This window comes from Acidobacteriota bacterium, assembly GCA_039683095.1.
Taxonomy (GTDB): domain Bacteria; phylum Acidobacteriota; class Aminicenantia; order Aminicenantales; family Saccharicenantaceae; genus RBG-16-66-30.
Window position 1 is genome coordinate 1,269,449 of the sequence record JBDKSB010000012.1, and the last position, 17,487, is coordinate 1,286,935.

Genomic DNA, 17,487 nt, shown 5'->3' on the forward strand with positions numbered 1-17,487 from the left:
CTCATCGACGGGAACTCCCTCCTCTACCGGTCCTACTACGCCATCCGCGGCCTCAGCAACTCGGCCGGCTTCCCGACCGGGGCCATCTACGGCTTCATCAACGCCATCCGCAAGCTCCTGGACGAGGAGAAGCCGGAGTACCTGGGCGTCGTCTTCGACGTCAAGGGCCCGACCTTCCGCCACGAGGAGTTCGAGGCCTACAAGGCCCACCGCAAGCCCATGCCGGAGGACCTGGCCGTCCAGGTGCCCAAGCTTAAGGAGCTGCTGGGAGCCCTCCGCGTCGCCACGGCCGAGTTCCCCGGGTACGAGGCCGACGACGCCATCGCCTCCCTGGCGGCCCGGGCCGAGGCCGGGGGACTGCGGACGGTGGTCGTCACCACCGACAAGGACCTCCTGCAGATCGTCGACGCGGCCACGTCGGTCTGGAACCCGTCCAAGGAGAAGATGATCGACGCGGCCGGGGTCAAGGACTTCTTCGGCGTCGGGGCCGGGGCGGTCGTCGACGTCCTGGCGCTCTGGGGCGATCCTACGGACAACATCCCCGGCGTCCCGGGCATCGGCGAGAAGACGGCCAAGTCGCTCATCGAACAATACGGCTCGCTCGACGGGCTGCTGGCCAGCCTCGACCAGGTCAAGAACCCCCGGGTCCGGCAGAAGATCCAGGAGAACCGGGATCTGCTCGAGCTCAGCCGGCGCCTGGTCACGGTCTGCCGCGACCTGCCGCTCGATCTCGATCTCAGCCGCTACGTCGTGCAGGAGCCCGACGAGCGGGAAACCCTGCGGCTTTTCGGCGAGCTCGAATTCACCAAGCTCGTCCCCGAGTTCCTGCGGCCGCAGAGGCCGGCAAGCCGGGACTTCCGGACCGTCGTCGACGAGGCCGAGCTCGAGGCCCTGGCCGCCCGGATCGCCGAGGCCGGGGCCGTGGCCGTCGACACCGAGACGACCTCGCCGGCGCCGACCCGGGCCCGGCTGGTCGGCCTGTCGTTCGCCCTCGTGCCGGGGGAGGCCTTCTATGTCCCGGTGGGGCACGACTACCTGGGCGCCCCGGCCCAGATCCCCAAGGCCCGGGCCCTGGCCGTCCTGAAGCCCGTGCTGGAGGACGCCCGGGTCCTCAAGACCGGCCAGAACATCAAGTACGACATGATCGTCCTCGCCCGCGAGGGCGTCCGCCTGGCCGGCGTGTCCCGCGACACCATGGTCCTGTCCTACCTGCTCGAGCCGAACTGGGGCAAGCACGGCCTCGACCGCATCGCCCTCCACTACCTCAGGGAGACGAAGACGCCCTACGAGGAGGTGGCCGGCAAGGGCAAGTCCGGGCTGACCATGGACAAGGTGGCCGTCGAGCGGGCCGCGCCCTACGCCTGCCTGGACGCCGACCTGGCCCTGGAGCTCGGGGAGGTCCTGTGGGACAAGGTCCGGACGAAGAAGCTCGACCGGCTCTATGAAGACATCGAGCGGCCCCTGATCGCCGTCCTGGCCCGCATGGAGATGGCCGGCGTCCGGGTCGACCCGGCCGTGCTCAAGGCCATGTCCAGGGAGCTCGAGGGCGAGCTCTGCCGCCTGGAAAAGGAGATCCACGAGCTGGCCGGCTGCGCCTTCAACATCAACTCGCCGCGCCAGCTGGCCGAGGTCCTCTTCCACAAGCTCGGCCTGCAGGCCGGCCGCCGGACCCGCGTGACCAAGGGCTTCTCGACCTCCCTCGACGTCCTCGAGGAGCTGGCCGAGGTCCACCCCCTGGCCCGCCGCGTCCTCGACTACCGGCAGATGGCCAAGCTCAAGTCCACCTACGCCGACGCCCTCACCCAGCTCATCGACCCGGAAACGGGCCGCATCCACACCTGCTACAACCAGACCGTGGCCTCGACCGGCCGGCTGTCCTCGAGCGAGCCCAACCTCCAGAACATCCCGGCCCGCGGGCCGTGGGGGACGCGCTTCCGCCGGGCCTTCGTCCCGGACCCCGGGCACGTCCTCCTGGCCGCCGATTATTCCCAGGTCGAGCTGCGCGTTCTGGCCCATCTCTCGGGCGACCCGACGCTCGTCGAGACGTTCCTGGCCGGCCGCGACGTCCACGAGGAGACCGCCCGGCTGGTCTTCGGCCAGGCCGCCGGCGAGGAGGCGCGGCGGCGGGCCAAGATCATCAACTTCAGCATAATCTACGGCACGTCGGCGTTCTCGCTGGCCCGCGAGCTGGGGACGTCCACGGCCGAGGCCCAGAAGTTCATCGACCGCTACTTCGCCGAGCGGCCGAAGGTCCGGGAGTATCTCGATCGGACGGTCGAGGAGGCCCGGGAGCGGGGATATTCGGAAACCATCTTCGGCCGCCAGCGCCAGGTCCCGGAGCTGCGCGCCCCCGACCGGGCTCTCCAGCAGGCGGGGCGGCGGATCGCCCTCAACAATCCCGTCCAGGGGTCCGCGGCCGACATCATCAAGCTGGCCATGCTCCGCGCCGAGAAGGCCCTGGCGGACCGCCGGCTCCGGACGCGCATGATCCTGCAGGTCCACGACGAGCTTGTTTTCGAGGTCCCCGAGGGCGAGGAGAGGGCGGTCGGGCCGCTTGTCCGCGAGGCCATGGAAGGAGCGGCCGGGCTGGCCGTGCCCCTGGTCGTCAACCTCGGCTTCGGTCCGAACTGGGCCGACGCGAAATAGGCTCGCCCCTTAAAGGGCTTTCTGGAAGGCCCGGTACTTCTTGTAAACCTGGCCGCCCATGCGCTCCATCTCGGCCCGGACCTTGACGTTGGCCTCCATCTCGTGATGGGTGTCGATCTTCTCCATGCCCGCCTCGTAGGCGGCGATCAGGACCTTGATGCCCATGAGGACGTCGAGCCCCTGGCCCCGGTACTGGTCCTTGACCGCCCCGAGGAGCAGGTCGAGCTGCTTGGTCTTGCGGGCCGACCTCAGGACGTGGATGAAGCCGAACGGGAACAGCCGGCCGCGGGCCTTGACGATGCCCTCGGTCATGTCCGGCATGGCGATGATGAAGGCCACGACCTGGCCGTCCTTCCGGATGGCCTTGACGAAGCGGGGATCGAGGATGGGCAGGAAGCGCTTGGCCAGGTCGTCCATCTCCTTCTCCTCGAGCGGGGCGTAGCCGTAGATGTTGCCGGCCATGTAGGTCTCGTTCATGAGGGACAGGATGGGCCGGACCCAGGGCTTGATGTCCTTGCGGCGGCGGAACTCGAGGACATCGAAAGTGCCCCGCTTCATGGCCCGCTCGTAGATCTTCTTGTAGAATTCGGGCGGATCCTTGGGCACGTCGAGCTTGTAGACGAACCAGTCGTTGTCCTTGGTGTAGCCGTCCTCCTCGAGCCATTTCGGCATCCACTCGAAGTTGTAATAGGTGGCGATGGTGGCCCGATGATCGAAGCCCTCGATGAGGAAGCCCTCGGGGTCCTGGTCGGAGAAGCCGTAGGGGCCGACGATCCGGGTCATCCCTTTCTCCCGGGCCCAGGCCTCGACGCGGCCCAGGAGGGCCCGGAAGACCTCACGGTCCTCGAAGCTCTCGAGGTAGCCGAAGCGGGCCGACTTCTCGTTCCGGTGCTCGTTGTAGCGGTGGTTGATGATGCCCATGACCCGTCCTACGGTCCGGCCGTCCTTGCTGGCCAGGAGCAGGATCGTGTCGCAGTAGCCGAAGGCCTTGTTCTTCTTGCGGTCGAAGTACTTCCAGTCGTCCGAGAACAGCGGCGGGACCCAGTTCTCGTGCCCGGCATGGATCTTCTCGGGCAGGTAGATGAACGTCTTCAGATCCTTCCTTGACAGGACCTCTCGAAACTCGACGGCCATGGCTCACCTCGTCGCGCGGCGTTGGATATCGTGTCTCCTCTTATCCTACTTTCTCTGGCAAAAAGCAACAGGGAATCACGACGGTTTTCGGGCCCTGGAAAAGCCTGTTCAAAACCTGAGGAAGTCCTGTGGATATTCTTGACATCACTCCCAGCCGTCACTATACTGAGCCTTCTTTCTTTATTAAGGAAGGCAACCCGTCCCCATGAACGTCGAAACAACCGTCCTTCTCACGATCCTCGTCCCCATCCTCGGCTCCTTCGCGACGCCGCTTTTCGGCCTGGCCGCGAAGCGCGCCCGCTCGGCCTGGGCCGTGCTGGTGAGCGGCACGACGGCCATCCTGCCGCTGACCCTTCTCCCCTTCGCTCTCCAGGGAGGGGAGCAGGTCATCCGCAAGACCTTGCTTCCGGGGTTCGACTTCATCCTGGTCGTCGACCCCCTGGCGGTCTTCATGGCCGCGGTGTCGTCCTTCGTCGGCTGGCTGATCGTGGTCTATTCCCTGGGCTACATCCGGCACGAGGAGAACCAGAACGAGTATTACCTGATGGTTTTGCTCTTCATCGGCTCGATGATGGGCCTGGTCTTCTCGGGGAACCTCGTCTTCATCTACCTCTTCTGGGAGATCATCGCCATCGCCTGCTGGCGGCTCATCGGCTTCTACCGCGAGCCGGCCCACGTCCGCAAGGCCGACAAGGCCTTCCTGCTGACCTTCTTCGGCGCCGTGGTCATGCTGCTCGGCTTCATCCAGATCTACGGCGTCACCAACACTTTCGACATCACGGCCATGCGCGGCACGCTCATTCCGGGAACGGCCGTGCTGCTGATCCTCTTCGGCATGTTCTCGAAATCGGCCACCGTGCCGCTCCACACCTGGCTGCCGGACGCGGGCGTCGCCCCGACCACGGTTACGGCCCTGCTCCACGCCGCCGTCCTGGTCAAGATCGGCGTCTACGCCTTCGCCCGCCTGTTCATCTACACGTTCCGCCTGCCCGACGGCTGGCGCGAGGCCCTGCCCGTCATCGTCATGATCTCCAGCCTGGTCGCGGCCGGCGCGGCCGCCGTCGAGACCGACCTCAAGAGGATCCTGGCCTATTCCACGGTCAGCCAGATCGGCTACATCTTCCTCGGATTCAGCATGATGAACGCCTCCGGCGTGGCCGGTTCCGTCCTCTTCATCCTGATGCACGGCCTGGCCAAGGCCGGCCTGTTCCTCTGCGCCGGCATAGTCATCCACGCCGTCCACACCAAGGACATCCGCGAGATGGGCGGCCTCATCAAGACCATGCCGGTCACCGCCGTGGCCTTCCTGGTCTGCGCCTTCTCCGTGATCGGCATCCCGCCCTTCGGCGGGTTCTTCTCGAAGTTCCTGGTCATCCTCGGCACCGTCCAGGGCGGCCGGCCCTGGGTCGCCGGGATGGCCCTGTTCACCGCCGTCCTGACGATGTACTACCTGTTCAAGGTCTTCTCGATGGTCTTCCTGGGTGAGGCCCGGCATCCGGCCCCCGAGGGGACGAAATCCATGGTCTATGTCGTCGCCGCCCTGGCCGTCCTCAGCCTGGCGGCCGGCCTGTTCATCGCCTACCCGATGAAGCTGGCCAACATCGCGACGACGCAGATGAGTTGGTGGCTCAGATGACGCCCAATATGCTGCTTCTTCCCATCCTCCTGCCGGCGGCCCTGGCCGTCGTATTCCTTCTCCTGCCGAAGGCGCTCCGGGTCGTGCGCGACGTCCTGGCCGTGGCCGGGGGGGCCGCGCTCGTCTACTTCGCCTTCGTCCTCTTCTCGGTGAAGAGCCTTCGCTACGCGGTCCCCTGGCTGGGCCTAGGCATCGACTTCGACCTCCGCCTCTATCACTTCTCCAGCTTCATCCTGCTGGCCCTGGCCGGATTCCTCGTTTTGATCGCGATCTACACGACGGTCAAGATGAAGGACGCGCCCCGGGGCCGGGAATTCATGGCCTACATCTTCCTGACCGCCGCCTTCGCCAACGGTGCGGCCCTGGCCAACAACTTCGTGCCGCTCCTGTTCTTCTGGGAAGGCCTGCTGGTCACCCTGTACGGCATGATCACGGTGGGCGGCCGGCCGACCTCGGGCCGGACGGCGGTCAAGGCCCTGCTGATCAGCGGCTTCTGCGATTTCTGCATGATCCTGGGCATCGGCCTGCTCTGGAGCGTGGCCGGCACCGCGACGATGTCGGACATCTCGGTCGAGCCGACCGGCCTGGCCGCCGTCGCCTTCGTCCTCATGATGATCGGCGCCGCGGGCAAGGCCGGGGCCATGCCCTTCCACACCTGGATCCCGGACGCCGGGGTCGACGCGCCCGTGACCTTCATGGCCTTCCTGCCGGCCGCTTTCGAGAAGCTCCTGGGCATCTACCTGCTGGCCCGGATCTCGCTCGACTTCTTCAAGATCCGGCCCGGCAGCGGCCTGTCCCTCCTGCTCATGATCGTCGGCGCCGCGACCATCGTCCTGGCCGTCCTCATGGCCCTCGTCCAGAAGGACCTCAAGCGGCTCCTGTCCTATCACGCCATCAGCCAGGTCGGCTACATGATCCTGGGCATCGGCACGGCCATCCCCATCGGCATCGCCGGCGGCATCTTCCACATGATCAACCACGCCATGTACAAGTGCGGCCTGTTCCTGAGCGCCGGCTCGGTCGAGCACCGGACCGGCACGACCGAGCTGAAGAAGCTCGGCGGCCTGAGCCGGGATATGCCGCTCACGGCCTTCGGCTTCACCGTCTGCGCCCTGGCCATCTCGGGCGTCTGGCCGCTCAACGGCTTCGTCTCCAAGGAAATGGTCTTCCACGGCGCGCTCGAGACGGGCTCCGTGATCTTCGCCGTCGCCGCCTGGGTCGGGGCCATCTTCACCTTCGCCTCGTTCCTCAAGGCCGGCCATTCGGTCTTCTTCGGCGAGCGGTCGAAGGAGGTCCCGGCGGTCAAGGAGAGCCCGGCGGCCATAGTCCTGCCGATCCTGGTCCTGGCCGGGCTGTGCATCCTGTTCGGCGTCTACAACAAGCTGCCCCTGACCCTGTTCATCCAGCCCATCCTGGAAGGGCACGTCGAAGCCGGGGCCCACGTCGACTTCACGGCCCATGCCCTGTCCGTTTTCAACCCGGTGGCCCTGATCTCCATCGGCTGCCTGGTCCTGGCCTTCCTGCTGCACCGCTACGGCTGGCTGAAGGGCGGCCGCAAGCCTTACCTGGCCTCGGAGCCCATCCACAGCCTCCCCGGCATGCGCCAGGCCTACGACCTGGCCGAGAAGCGGGTCTTCGACCCCTACGAACAGGGCATCAAGGGCCTCCAGGGGCTGTCCCTGCTCCTGTTCAAGGGCATCGACCGGCCCATCGATTTCTTCTTCGAAAAGATCGTCACCGTGACCGGCGCCAAGTTCACCGGCATCCTGAGAAAAGCCCACAACGGGCACTACGCGAATTACCTGGCCTGGTGCCTGGCCGGCCTGATCATCCTGGCCGGCCTCATCAGCCTGCTCGCGAAATAGAGGAGGAGCGTTGATCATACTCTTCGTCGTCCTTCCGCTCATCGTGGCGGGCCTGCTGCCGCTCATCGGCAAGGTCTCGCGCCGCGTCCTGCCGGACGTGCTGGCCAACGCGACCCTCCTCGCCCTGCTCATCTACGCGGTGGTCGCGGGCCGGGGCCTGATCGCGAACGGCCCCGTCCTCCAGCAGCTCTCCTGGCTCGGCGAGGCCGTCAACCTCCGCCTGGCCCTGGACGGATTCAGCCTGTTCATGCTCGTGGCGGTGGCCCTGGTCGGCCTGGCCGCCTGCCTGTTCTCGATCGACTACATGGAGCATTACGGGGCCAAGGCCAACTTCTACGCCCTGTACCTGGTCATGATCGCCGGCATGAACGGCCTCATCCTGGCCACCGACCTGTTCAACGTCTATATCTTCCTGGAGGTCGCCGCCGTCGCCTCGTACGCCCTGGTCGCCTTCGGCCTCGGGCGCGACGAGCTGGAGGCCGCCTTCAAGTACCTGATGCTCTCGGTCGTGGCCTCGGCCTTCCTGGTGGCCGGGATCGCCGTGATATTCGGCCTGACCGGCCAGCTCGACTTCGCCGCCGTGGCCGCCGGGCTCAAGGAGCTCAACGCCGGGCCGGCCCTGGGGATCGTCACGGCCTTCTTCCTCCTGGGCTTCGGCCTCAAGGCGGCCCTCGTTCCTTTCCACGCCTGGCTGCCGGACGCCCATCCGTCGGCCCCGGCGCCGATCTCGGCGGTCCTGTCCGGCCTGCTCATCAAGGTCTCGGGCGTCTACGCCATGACCCGCATCTTCCTCAACGTCTTCGGCCTGACGCCGGCCCTGTCGGCGATCCTCCTGGGCCTCGGCGCCGTCTCCATCGTCGCCGCCGCGTTCCTGGCCCTCGGCCAGACGGACATGAAGAGGATGCTGGCCTACTCCTCGATCAGCCAGGTCGGCTACGTCGTCCTGGGGATCGGCATCGGCACGCCCCTGGGCATCGCCGGCGGGCTCTTCCACCTCTTCAACCACGCCCTGGCCAAGGGGCTCCTGTTCCTGACCAGCGGCTCCGTCCAGCAGGCCACGGGCACGCGGGACATGGACGAGATGGGCGGCCTGGCCAAGCGCATGCCGGTGACGGCCCTGGCCAACCTCATCGGCGCCCTGTCGATCGCCGGCGTGCCCCCGCTCAACGGCTTCTGGTCGAAGCTGATCATCATCGTGGCCCTGGTCCAGGCCGGCCATCCGGTCTACGCGGTCATCGCCGTCCTGGCCTCGGTCCTGACCCTCTGGTACTACCTGCTGATGCAGCGGAAAGCGTTCTTCGGCAAGCTCAACGAAAAGTGGGCCGCCGTCAAGGAGGCCCCCTTCTGGATGACGGCCTCGGTCGTCCTCCTCGCCCTCCTCTGCGTGGGCGTCGGCATCCTGTTCTCGTCGACCGTCACGACCTGGGTCCAGCCCGCCGCCGACATCCTGGCGGACGGGATCCACGCCGTGACCGGATCGTGGGGATTTTAGACGATGATCCTGCAAACCTCCCTTCTCATCGGCTTGGTGATCTTCTCGGTCCTGGCCATCGCCCTGAAGGACCTGCTCAAGTCGGCCATCTCGTTGGCCCTGGCCAGTCTCCTCCTGGGGATCATATTCTTCCGGATGAAGGCGCCGTACGCCGGCGTCTTCGAGATCTCGGTCGTGGCCGGGCTCATCACGGTCCTCTTCGTCCTGACCATCGCCCTGACCAAGACTGGCGACGAGGTCCGCGAGTCGAAGCTCGTGAACTGGGTCTTCCCCCTCGTCTTCGTCGCCTTCGTCGTCATCGACGCCCTGGTCATGAAGAGCCTCCTGGGCAAGGTCCCGGCCCTGCCCGCGGGCGCCGAGACGGGCACCTTCGGCGACGTCCTCTGGCGGGGGCGGACGCTGGACCTGGTCGGCCAGATCGCGGTCATCCTGGCCGGCGTTTTCGCCGTCCTGGCCCTGTTCCGCAAGAGGGACAAACATGACTAATACCTGGTACCTCTATCTCTTCTTCGCCGCGGCCCTCATGGGCGCCGGCATCCTCGGGCTGCTGGGCAAGCGCAACCTCATCAAGCTGTTCATCGCCATCGAGGTCATCGGCAAGGGCATCACCCTGATCCTCATCGGGACCGGGCTGGCCAAGGCCAGCCTCCTGACCGCTCAGGCCCTGGCCATCACCTACATCGTCATCGAGGTCAGCCTGGTGGCCACGGCCCTGGCCCTGATCATCAACATCTACCGGCAGACCAAGTCCCTGGACGTCCGGGGCCTGACCAAACTGAAAGGCTAAGCCATGACCGGATTCGGCATCCTCCTCTCTCCGCCCCTGGCCTTCTTCGTCTTCCTGGCCGCCGCCCTGGGCCTCTACGCCCTGGGCCGGGGCATGGCCCCCAAGCTGACCAAGGCCGGCGGCAAGCTCAAGACCTACGCCTGCGGCGAGGACATCCCCGGGACGAAGGTCCAGTTCGGCTACCGCCTGTTCTTCTTCGTCGCCCTGTTCTTCACGATGATGCACGTCGCGGTCCTGGTCATCGCCACGGTCCCGTCGGGCAAGATCGTCTTCTTCGCGCTCATCTACCTGGTCGTGATCGTCCTGTCGGTCTCGTCCCTGATCACGAGGAGTTAACATGCTCAACAAGCTCACGCGCTGGTCCAGGATCAAATCGCCCTGGATCCTGCACCTCAACTCCGGCGCCTGCAACGCCTGCGATATCGAGATCGTCGCCGCGCTGACGCCGCGCTTCGACGTCGAGCGCTTCGGCGTCCTGCTCAAGGCCACGCCGCGGCACGCCGATGTCATCATCGCCAGCGGCCCCGTCACCCGGCAGATCAGGGACCGGATCGTCCGCATCTATGACCAGACGCCGAACCCCAAGTTCGTCATCGCCGTGGGCGCCTGCGCCATGTCCGGCTGCGTCTACCGCGGCGCGTACAACATCATGGGCGGCATCGACCAGGTCATCCCGGTGGACATGTACGTCCCCGGCTGCCCGGCCCGCCCCGACGCCATCGTCGACGGCGTCGTCAAGCTGCTCGGCAAACTCTAGGCCCGAGGGAGCACCATGTCCGATATCGACATCGTCGAAAGCCTGAAGCGGGACCTGGGGGCCAAGGCCCTCGAGGTCGCCAATCCCGACCGGCGCCGCATCTTCGTCAAGGTCGCGCCGGCGGACCTGATCGCGGCCGTCACCCTGCTCCGCGATAAATACGATTGCGCCTACCTGGCCACGATCACCGGCCTGGACAAGGGCGAGACGCTCGAGATCCTGTACCATTTCGCCTCGACGGCGGCCAGCCTGACCGTGCGGACCGAGGTCCCGCGGACCGCACCGCGCCTCGCCTCCATCTGCCCCGTCATCCCGGGCGCGATCTTCTATGAGCGCGAGATCCAGGAGATGTTCGGGATCGCCGTCGAGGGGATCCCCGATCCCCGCCGCCTCAACCTGCCGGACGACTGGCCCGAGGACCAGCACCCGTTGAGGAAGGACTGGAAGCACGTCCGGCCGGCCGAAGTCATCCCCGGAGGAAAGTCATGAGCTTCAAGATCCCGATCGGCCCGCAGCACCCCGCCCTCAAGGAGCCGATCAGCCTGCGCATGACGGTCGACGGGGAGGTCATCACCGACGCCGACCTGCGGCTGGGCTACAACCACCGCGGCGTGGAGAAGCTGGCCGAGGACAAGACCTGGATCCAGAACATCTACCTGACCGAACGCATCTGCGGCATCTGCTCGCATTCCCACGCCAGCTGTTACGTCCAGGCCGTCGAGAAGCTCATGGAGATCGTCCCGCCGCGCCGGGGCCTCTACATCCGCTACCTCGTCTCCGAGCTCGAGCGGGTCCACAGCCACCTCCTCTGGCTGGGCGTCGCCGGCCACGAGGCCGGCTTCGACTCGTTCTTCATGTACACCTGGCGGGACCGCGAGATCGTCATGGACCTCCTGGAGATGATCTCCGGCAACCGCGTCCACTACGCCATCAACACGATCGGCGGCGTCCGCCGCGACATCGACGAGGGCCAGAAGGCCAAGATCCTCGAGGGCGTCGCAACGCTGAGGAAGCGGAGCGAATACTACTTCGCCATCGGCGCCAACGAGCCCAGCTTCGTGGCCCGCATCGCTGGCGTGGGCCTGCTCAGCAAGGAGCAGGCCGTCTCCCTCTGCGCCGTCGGGCCCGTGGCCCGGGCCTCGGGCGTGGCCCGCGACGTCAGGAAGGAAGATCCCTACGCCGTCTATGACGAGCTAGATTTCGAGATCTGCACGGCCGCGAGCTGCGACGTTCTCGGCCGGGTCGTGGTCCGCGTCAAAGAGCTGCTCGAGTCCTACAAGATGATCGAGCAGATGGTCCGCAACCTGCCGGACGGCGACATCGCCGTCAAGGCGCCCCGCAAGGCCAAGCCGGGCGAGGCCCTGGCCCGCTACGAGGCGCCCCGCGGCGAGAACACCCACTTCGTCAAGTCCAACGGCTCCGACAGGCCCGAGCGGCTCAAGGTCCGGGCGCCCACGCTGGCCAACTACCCGGCCACGATCGAGATGCTGAAAAAGGGCTTCATCGCCGACATCCCCCTGATCTTCGCCGCCATCGACCCCTGCATCTGCTGCGCCGAGCGGGCCGTGACCCTGGTCGACGCCCGCAACGGCGCGGAGTCCATCGTCCTGATGAGCGAGCTCCGCCGGCGGGCGCTCGGCCGGGCCAAGAATGCCCCCGTGAAAGGGAACGCGGTATGGCCGTTCTGAGAACTCTCCTCTACCTCCTGGTCTATCCCGGGATCCTGTTCCTGTTCATCTACTCGACGTTCTGCGAGTGGTTCGACCGCAAGGTCTACGCCCGGTTCCAGAACCGGATGGGCCCGACGCACACGGGCCGGTTCGGCCTGCTCCAGCCCATCGCCGATTTCTTCAAGCTCATGGCCAAGGAAGACATCGTGCCCGAGGCGGCCGACAAGGGCTTCTTCAACGCCCTGCCGGCCGTCGGCCTGGCCGTCGTGTCGACGGCGGCCCTGCTCCTGCCCGTCTGGAACTTCGACCTGGGCGCGCCAAGCTGGACCTCGTTCTCGGGCGACATCATCGTCATGCTCTACCTCCTGAGCCTGCCGACCCTGATCCTGTTCCTGGCCGCCTGGTCCTCGACCAACCTCTTCTCGACGATCGGCGGCGCCCGCGTCCTGACGATGCTCTTCGGCTACGAGGTGCCCCTCTTCCTGTCCGTCCTGAGCCCGGCCCTCCTGGCCAACTCCTGGCGTCTGGCCGAGATCGCGGCCTTCTACCAGAGGAAGCCCGTCCTGCTCCTGGCCAACCTGCTCGGCTTCGTCGTGGCCCTGGTGGCCGTCCAGGCCAAGCTCGAGCGCACCCCGTTCGACATCCCCGACGCCGAGACCGAGATCGTCGGCGGCACGTTCACCGAGTACAGCGGCAAGAAGCTGGCCTTGTTCCGGCTGATGTTCGACGTCGAGATGGTGGTCGCCAGCGGCCTCCTGGCCGCCGTGTTCCTGGGCGGCTTCCCGGGCGGCGCGATCGTCGGCTTCCTCCATTTCGCCGTCAAGACCCTGTTCATCATCTTCCTCCTGTCCCTCCTCCGGGCCCTGACCTCGCGGATCCGCGTCGACCAGGTCATCTCCCTGTCGTGGAAGGTCCTGACGCCGCTGGCCGTCGGCCAGATCCTGATCGCCATCCTGCTGAAGGGATTCCTGAAATGAAAATAGCCGCCTTCCTGCCCGAGCTTCTGCGCCACCTCTTCAAGAAGCCGGCCACCGTCGATTACCCCTTCCAGAAGCTCGAGGTGCCCAAGGGCTTCCGGGGCACGCCCTACCTCAATCCCGACATGTGCATCGTCTGCAAGTCCTGCCAGCGCGACTGCCCGGCCGAGGCCATCGAGATCACGGACGTCGACCCGGCCGCCAAAACGTTCAAGATGATCATCCACAACGACCGCTGCATCCACTGCGCCCAGTGCGTCGATTCCTGCCCGACGAGCCCCAAGGCCATGCAGATCGACAGCGAGTTCGAGCTCGCGGCGGACGACCGCCACAAGCTGAAAAGGGAATGGGTTTACGTGCGGGCCGTGCTGAAGCCGAAGGCCCCGGCCGCCGCGGCCGAGCCCAAGGCCTAACGTTCTCCCGCAACCCCAGCCCTCGTCCGATCCGTTCGGACGGGGGCTTTTTTTTGCGCTCAGATCTTCATCGGCATGAGGACGTAGATGTTCGTCAGCCCTTCCTCGGGCTCCGGCTTCAGCAGGACGGCGCTGTTCTCGTCCTTGAGCTCGAAGGCGACCTTCTCCGAGCCGACCGTCGTCAGGAAGTCGAGCAGATACTGGGCGTTGAAGCCGATCTCCAGGTCCGGTCCCTTGTACTCGACCGCCAGCCGGTCGCGGGCCTCGCCGATCTCCGGGTTCGAGGAGAACAGCCGCAGCTTGTTCTTCTCGATGGTGAACTTGATGCCCTTGGAACGCTCGGCCGAAAGCAGGGAGACGCGGCGGATGGCGTCGGCCAGCTCGGCCCGGCCGATCGCCAGGTGGGCCGGATTGTCCTTGGGGATGACGGCCTGGTAGTTGGGGAACTTGCTTTCGATGATGCGCGAGATGAGCGTCCGGGCCCCGACCCGGAAGAAAAGGTTGTTCTCGTCCAGATCAAAGGCGACCGTCTCGTCCTCGAGCTTGCGGATCTCGTTGAGCGTCTTCTTGGCCACGATGACGCTCAGCTCCTTGTCCAGCTTGAGCCCGTCCTCGGCCTTCTTGGTGTAGGACAGCCGGTGGCCGTCCGTGCTGATCAGCTCGACCTGCCGGTTCTTCAGGGCCAGCAGGGCGCCGTTCAGGTAGTAGCGCTGCTCCTGGGTAATGGCGTAAAAGACCCGGTCGATCATGTCCTTGACGTCCTGGAGCGGCAGGACGATCCCCTGGTCGAACCTGGCGTCCGGGACCTGGGGATAATCCTCCTTGGCCAGGCAGAGGACCTTGAATTCGCTGGCCCCGGCCCGGATCTCGAGCGTCTCGTCCTTGAGCTCGACCTCGACTTTCTGGCCGTCCGGCAGGGACTTGACGATCTCGAAGATCTTCTTGCCGTTGACCGTGATGGCCCCGGCCTTTTCGATGTCCGCCCCGATGTGGGTCCGCAGCCCGACCTCCAGGTCCGTGCCGACGAGCTCGATATCGTTGGCCGTGACGTTCATCAGGATGTTCGCCAGGATGGGCATCGTATTCCGTTTTTCGACGATGCCCTGCAGGATCTGCAGCTCTTCGAGGAACGTTTCCTTGGGGAGAGAGAATTTCATCGGCTCACCTTTCGCGACGCGCTTCTTGGCCCGTCATATTCTTTTTATTCTTATTATTTAATTCAGAACAACATCTAAATCAAGAAGAGTAATAAGAAAGTCCCCTGCAAATGTGCATAACCTCCGGAACCTCTTGATATTCCTCATTGGGCCAGGGTCATCAGGGTGTTGATGTGTTTGTTGAATTCGGGATCGTCGTTGCGCAGCTTCTCGATCTTGCGGATGCTGTGGATGACCGTGGTGTGATGTTTTCCACCGAATTTCTTGCCGATCTCCGGCAGCGACGAGTTGGTCATCTCCTTGGCCAGATACATGGCTATCTGGCGGGGCAGGGCGATCTTCGGCGAGTTGTTCTTGGCCTTGAGCTGGGAGGGCTTGATCTTGTATTCGTGGCAGACCAGCTTCTGGATCTTTTCCACAGTGACTATGCCGGCCGAGGAATCCAGGAGGCCCTTCAGGGCTTCCTTGGTCAGGTCGAGGTCGATGCGTTCGCCCTTGAGCGAGGCGAAGGCGATGACCCGGCGCATGTAGCCCTCGAGCTCGCGGATGTTCGTCTGGACCTTGTCGGCGATATAAAGGGCGACTGTCTCGGGCAGGGTGACGGCCTCGCCCTCGGCCTTTTTCTTGAGGATGGCGATGCGGGTCTCGATGTCCGGGGGCTTGAGGTCGGCGATCAGGCCCCATTCGAACCGGGAGCGGAAGCGCTCCTCGAGGTGGGGGATCTCTTTCGGGGGACAATCGCTGGAGATGACGATCTGTTTCTGGCTGTCATAAAGATGGTTGAAAGTGTGGAAAAATTCCTCTTTCGTCCGCTCCCGGCCGGCCAGATAGTGGATATCGTCCATCAGCAGCAGGTCCACGGTCCGGTATTTCTCGCGGAATTCCAGGACCTTGCTGTACTGGAGATGGTTGACCAGGTCGTTCATGAACTTCTCGGTCGTGACGTAGAGGATCTTGGCCTGGGGGTTCTGCTGCAGCGCGTAGTGGCCTATGGCGTTCATCAGGTGGGTCTTGCCCAGGCCGGCCCCGCCGTAGATGTAGAGGGGGTTGTAGGACTTGGCCGGGTTCTTGGACACGGCCGTGGCCGCGGCGTGGGCGAACTGGTTGCAGCTGCCGACGACGAAGTTCTCGAAGGTGTAATTGGGATTCAGGTTCGGGTTGACGGTCTGCCCCTGCTTGGTCTTCCGCTCGTCCGGCGACCGGCGCATGAACGCGGTCGGCGTGTCCTCGTGGATGTAGCGGATGTCGAGGGCCTGGCCGAAGAGGTCGCGGCAGGCCTCGGCGATGACGTTCGAATAATGAAAGGACAGCCAGTCCCGGAAGTAGGCGTTCGGGACCTTGACGTAGAGACAGTCCTGCTCCCGGCCGATGAAGGTCGTGGGGTCGAACCAAGTCTCGAAGGAGTTCGGATCGACCTTGGTTTCGACCGCCCGCAGGATCTGATTCCAAGGATTTTGATTTTCTTTAGGTTCCATGAGAGCCGTTCTGTTTTCCACAGATTTTTCCACATCTGTGGAAAATCCTCGCCCGGAAAGGCTATGACCCGGGGGAGGCCCGTGAATCATAGCACTCCGGGGGGCCGTTTTCAAGCGTTATTTTAGGGGAAAAAGGGGCTCCGGCGGGGTCGCCCGCCAAGGCCCCGGGGAGATCCGGCCGGGCCCGTTCCGGAGGGGCCGGAAGGCCCCGAAACCGGCCGGAAACGGCCTCCTGTTCGAACCCGCCCCGGCTGTGGAAAACGCTGATTATGGACGTCGTTGGCCGGACGGGGCGTCAGCGGCGCAGGAGGGTCCGGCTTTCGATGGACGTGGCGCCCAGAAGGGCCGGGAAGAGATGCTCGCGGAAAACGAAGGCCAGGTCGAAGAAGGCTGATTCCGAGGGCCTGTCGAGTTCGATGTAATCGCGGCTCTCTCGATACGTCCTGCGGAAGACGGCCTCGCCGGTCTCGGCCGAGATCACGGCCAGGTCGACGACGAGCGTCCAGCGGAGCCTCTCGATCAGGCCCCGCCCTGGCAGGGGGAACGGGCCTTCGACCAGGTTTCGGTCCTGCACGGCCTTGCGGACCTGGCTGTCGAGCCGGACCGAGCCGGTGACGAAGACGGCGCGGCTGCGCCCCGCGGCCGCCTCCCGCCAAGCCGCGGGCGCCGGCTCGTCCCCGGCCGGGCGCGGCTGGACCGAGACCTTGCCCTCGAAAGAACGGCGGATCTCGGCGGCAAGATAGGTCCGCAGCTCGAGTCCCGGGTCGAGGTCCGGGAGGCGGGCCTCGTTCCGGAAGTCGGTGACGATGATCTCGTCGAAGGCGCCGGCCGGGAACGGGGAGACGCCGGGCATGTCCAGGCGGACAAGGACCGGGCCCTCGGAGCCGCAGCCTGCCGCGGCGACGGCCAGCGCGGCGAGAAGGACGAGACGGCCGGCCCTCATGGCCTCTTCCCCCGCCCGGCCTCGCGCCGGGCCAGGAACGACTCGTAATTGGCCTTGATCTCGGGGTTCTCCGGATCGAGGCGCAGGGCCGTTTCGTATTCGCGGGCGGCCTCGTCCCAGGCCCCCTTCTTTTCGCAGGCGACGGCCAGGTTGTTGTGGGCCGCGGCCGATTTCGGATCGCGCTCGACGGCCGCCGACCACTGGCGGAAGGCCTCTTCCCAGTTGTCATCCCGGGCGGCCCGGACGCCCGCCGTGAGCGCCCCCGAGGCCAGGGGTCTGGCGCAGGCCCCGGCGCCGAAAAGCAGGCAGAGGACGCAGAGCAAGATAAGGGCGAGGATCGGACGCTTCATGCCAGCCCCCGAAAAAGGATAACCTGACGTCCGGTCCAGGTCAAGCGAGCCGGGGGAACTGTTGCACCAACGTGATAACTTCCGGATTGGCCAACGTGAAAACTTCCGCTTTTTTCGGCTAAGGTATGGCCTCCTGAGGAAGGAGGCCGGACTTGAAGCGGAAGGAACTTATCACATTGAGCCGG

General features: G+C 65.5%; 17 protein-coding genes. 12 read left to right on the top strand and 5 right to left on the bottom strand.

Annotated elements, in window-relative coordinates:
* The first annotated feature begins 3 nt into the window (after positions 1 to 3).
* Positions 4 to 2,646: a DNA polymerase I gene (gene polA / locus ABFD52_13365; GenBank protein MEN6561753.1), complete on the top strand. Its 2,643-nt coding sequence runs from the start codon at positions 4 to 6 to the stop codon at positions 2,644 to 2,646.
* Between the two features lie 9 nt (positions 2,647 to 2,655).
* Here the strand turns inward: polA and ABFD52_13370 are convergent, their stop codons facing one another.
* Positions 2,656 to 3,780 (bottom strand): hypothetical protein, encoded by a 1,125-nt coding sequence (locus tag ABFD52_13370; GenBank protein MEN6561754.1) that lies wholly within the window; start codon positions 3,778 to 3,780, stop codon positions 2,656 to 2,658.
* Between the two features lie 205 nt (positions 3,781 to 3,985).
* Here ABFD52_13370 and ABFD52_13375 point away from each other — a divergent pair, with 205 nt between their 5' ends.
* Genes ABFD52_13375 through ABFD52_13425 form a run of 11 tightly spaced genes read left to right on the top strand, consistent with a single transcriptional unit; the run spans position 3,986 to position 13,377 of the window.
* On the top strand, positions 3,986 to 5,416 hold the full coding sequence (locus tag ABFD52_13375; protein MEN6561755.1) for an NADH-quinone oxidoreductase subunit L: 1,431 nt from the start codon (positions 3,986 to 3,988) through the stop codon (positions 5,414 to 5,416).
* 8 nt (positions 5,417 to 5,424) lie between these two features.
* Positions 5,425 to 7,281, top strand: a complete 1,857-nt coding sequence (locus ABFD52_13380) for a proton-conducting transporter membrane subunit (GenBank protein MEN6561756.1) — start codon at positions 5,425 to 5,427, stop codon at positions 7,279 to 7,281.
* Between the two features lie 10 nt (positions 7,282 to 7,291).
* Complete coding sequence (locus ABFD52_13385) at positions 7,292 to 8,773, top strand: NADH-quinone oxidoreductase subunit M (protein MEN6561757.1); 1,482 nt, start codon at positions 7,292 to 7,294, stop codon at positions 8,771 to 8,773.
* A gap of 3 nt (positions 8,774 to 8,776) precedes the next feature.
* Positions 8,777 to 9,259, top strand: coding sequence for an NADH-quinone oxidoreductase subunit J (locus ABFD52_13390; GenBank protein ID MEN6561758.1), 483 nt, complete (start codon positions 8,777 to 8,779; stop codon positions 9,257 to 9,259).
* Positions 9,252 to 9,560 carry an NADH-quinone oxidoreductase subunit K gene (locus tag ABFD52_13395; GenBank protein ID MEN6561759.1) on the top strand — a complete coding sequence of 103 codons (309 nt, stop codon included), beginning with the start codon at positions 9,252 to 9,254 and terminating at the stop codon, positions 9,558 to 9,560. The genes ABFD52_13390 and ABFD52_13395 overlap by 8 nt, the downstream gene beginning before the upstream one ends.
* 3 nt (positions 9,561 to 9,563) lie before the next feature.
* Positions 9,564 to 9,896, top strand: a complete 333-nt coding sequence (locus ABFD52_13400; GenBank protein MEN6561760.1) for a hypothetical protein — start codon at positions 9,564 to 9,566, stop codon at positions 9,894 to 9,896.
* Position 9,897: 1 nt separating this feature from the next.
* Entirely contained in the window at positions 9,898 to 10,317 is a 420-nt protein-coding gene (locus ABFD52_13405) for an NADH-quinone oxidoreductase subunit B family protein (GenBank protein MEN6561761.1), read from the top strand.
* 15 nt (positions 10,318 to 10,332) lie between these two features.
* Positions 10,333 to 10,806 carry an NADH-quinone oxidoreductase subunit C gene (locus tag ABFD52_13410; GenBank protein ID MEN6561762.1) on the top strand — a complete coding sequence of 158 codons (474 nt, stop codon included), beginning with the start codon at positions 10,333 to 10,335 and terminating at the stop codon, positions 10,804 to 10,806.
* Positions 10,803 to 12,005, top strand: a complete 1,203-nt coding sequence (locus tag ABFD52_13415) for a nickel-dependent hydrogenase large subunit (protein ID MEN6561763.1) — start codon at positions 10,803 to 10,805, stop codon at positions 12,003 to 12,005. Before ABFD52_13410 ends, ABFD52_13415 begins: the two co-directional genes overlap by 4 nt.
* Positions 11,993 to 12,964, top strand: a complete 972-nt coding sequence (locus ABFD52_13420) for a complex I subunit 1 family protein (protein MEN6561764.1) — start codon at positions 11,993 to 11,995, stop codon at positions 12,962 to 12,964. Before ABFD52_13415 ends, ABFD52_13420 begins: the two co-directional genes overlap by 13 nt.
* Positions 12,961 to 13,377, top strand: a complete 417-nt coding sequence (locus ABFD52_13425) for a 4Fe-4S dicluster domain-containing protein (protein MEN6561765.1) — start codon at positions 12,961 to 12,963, stop codon at positions 13,375 to 13,377. Before ABFD52_13420 ends, ABFD52_13425 begins: the two co-directional genes overlap by 4 nt.
* Before the next feature lie 59 nt (positions 13,378 to 13,436).
* On the opposite strand, the gene dnaN is transcribed toward ABFD52_13425, so the two are convergent.
* The 4 genes from dnaN to ABFD52_13445 form a co-directional block, all read right to left on the bottom strand.
* Positions 13,437 to 14,534, bottom strand: a complete 1,098-nt coding sequence (gene dnaN, locus ABFD52_13430) for a DNA polymerase III subunit beta (protein MEN6561766.1) — start codon at positions 14,532 to 14,534, stop codon at positions 13,437 to 13,439.
* 143 nt (positions 14,535 to 14,677) lie between these two features.
* A complete protein-coding gene (dnaA, locus tag ABFD52_13435; protein ID MEN6561767.1) occupies positions 14,678 to 16,009 on the bottom strand; it encodes a chromosomal replication initiator protein DnaA in 1,332 nt (443 codons plus the stop codon).
* Between the two features lie 295 nt (positions 16,010 to 16,304).
* Positions 16,305 to 16,952 (bottom strand): hypothetical protein, encoded by a 648-nt coding sequence (locus ABFD52_13440; protein ID MEN6561768.1) that lies wholly within the window; start codon positions 16,950 to 16,952, stop codon positions 16,305 to 16,307.
* Positions 16,949 to 17,302, bottom strand: a complete 354-nt coding sequence (locus ABFD52_13445; GenBank protein ID MEN6561769.1) for a tetratricopeptide repeat protein — start codon at positions 17,300 to 17,302, stop codon at positions 16,949 to 16,951. The genes ABFD52_13440 and ABFD52_13445 overlap by 4 nt, the downstream gene beginning before the upstream one ends.
* Positions 17,303 to 17,487: the final 185 nt, after the last annotated feature.

Bases quoted from the DNA above. Each gene is read 5' to 3' on its own strand.
- ABFD52_13370 (MEN6561754.1), bottom strand. From the start codon at position 3,780: ATGGCCGTCGAGTTTCGAGAGGTCCTGTCAAGGAAGGATCTGAAGACG.
- ABFD52_13375 (MEN6561755.1), top strand. From the start codon at position 3,986: ATGAACGTCGAAACAACCGTCCTTCTCACGATCCTCGTCCCCATCCTC.
- ABFD52_13380 (MEN6561756.1), top strand. From the start codon at position 5,425: ATGCTGCTTCTTCCCATCCTCCTGCCGGCGGCCCTGGCCGTCGTATTC.
- ABFD52_13390 (MEN6561758.1), top strand. From the start codon at position 8,777: ATGATCCTGCAAACCTCCCTTCTCATCGGCTTGGTGATCTTCTCGGTC.
- ABFD52_13395 (MEN6561759.1), top strand. From the start codon at position 9,252: ATGACTAATACCTGGTACCTCTATCTCTTCTTCGCCGCGGCCCTCATG.
- ABFD52_13400 (MEN6561760.1), top strand. From the start codon at position 9,564: ATGACCGGATTCGGCATCCTCCTCTCTCCGCCCCTGGCCTTCTTCGTC.
- ABFD52_13405 (MEN6561761.1), top strand. From the start codon at position 9,898: ATGCTCAACAAGCTCACGCGCTGGTCCAGGATCAAATCGCCCTGGATC.
- ABFD52_13410 (MEN6561762.1), top strand. From the start codon at position 10,333: ATGTCCGATATCGACATCGTCGAAAGCCTGAAGCGGGACCTGGGGGCC.
- ABFD52_13415 (MEN6561763.1), top strand. From the start codon at position 10,803: ATGAGCTTCAAGATCCCGATCGGCCCGCAGCACCCCGCCCTCAAGGAG.
- ABFD52_13420 (MEN6561764.1), top strand. From the start codon at position 11,993: ATGGCCGTTCTGAGAACTCTCCTCTACCTCCTGGTCTATCCCGGGATC.
- ABFD52_13425 (MEN6561765.1), top strand. From the start codon at position 12,961: ATGAAAATAGCCGCCTTCCTGCCCGAGCTTCTGCGCCACCTCTTCAAG.
- dnaN (MEN6561766.1), bottom strand. From the start codon at position 14,534: ATGAAATTCTCTCTCCCCAAGGAAACGTTCCTCGAAGAGCTGCAGATC.
- dnaA (MEN6561767.1), bottom strand. From the start codon at position 16,009: ATGGAACCTAAAGAAAATCAAAATCCTTGGAATCAGATCCTGCGGGCG.
- ABFD52_13440 (MEN6561768.1), bottom strand. From the start codon at position 16,952: ATGAGGGCCGGCCGTCTCGTCCTTCTCGCCGCGCTGGCCGTCGCCGCG.
- ABFD52_13445 (MEN6561769.1), bottom strand. From the start codon at position 17,302: ATGAAGCGTCCGATCCTCGCCCTTATCTTGCTCTGCGTCCTCTGCCTG.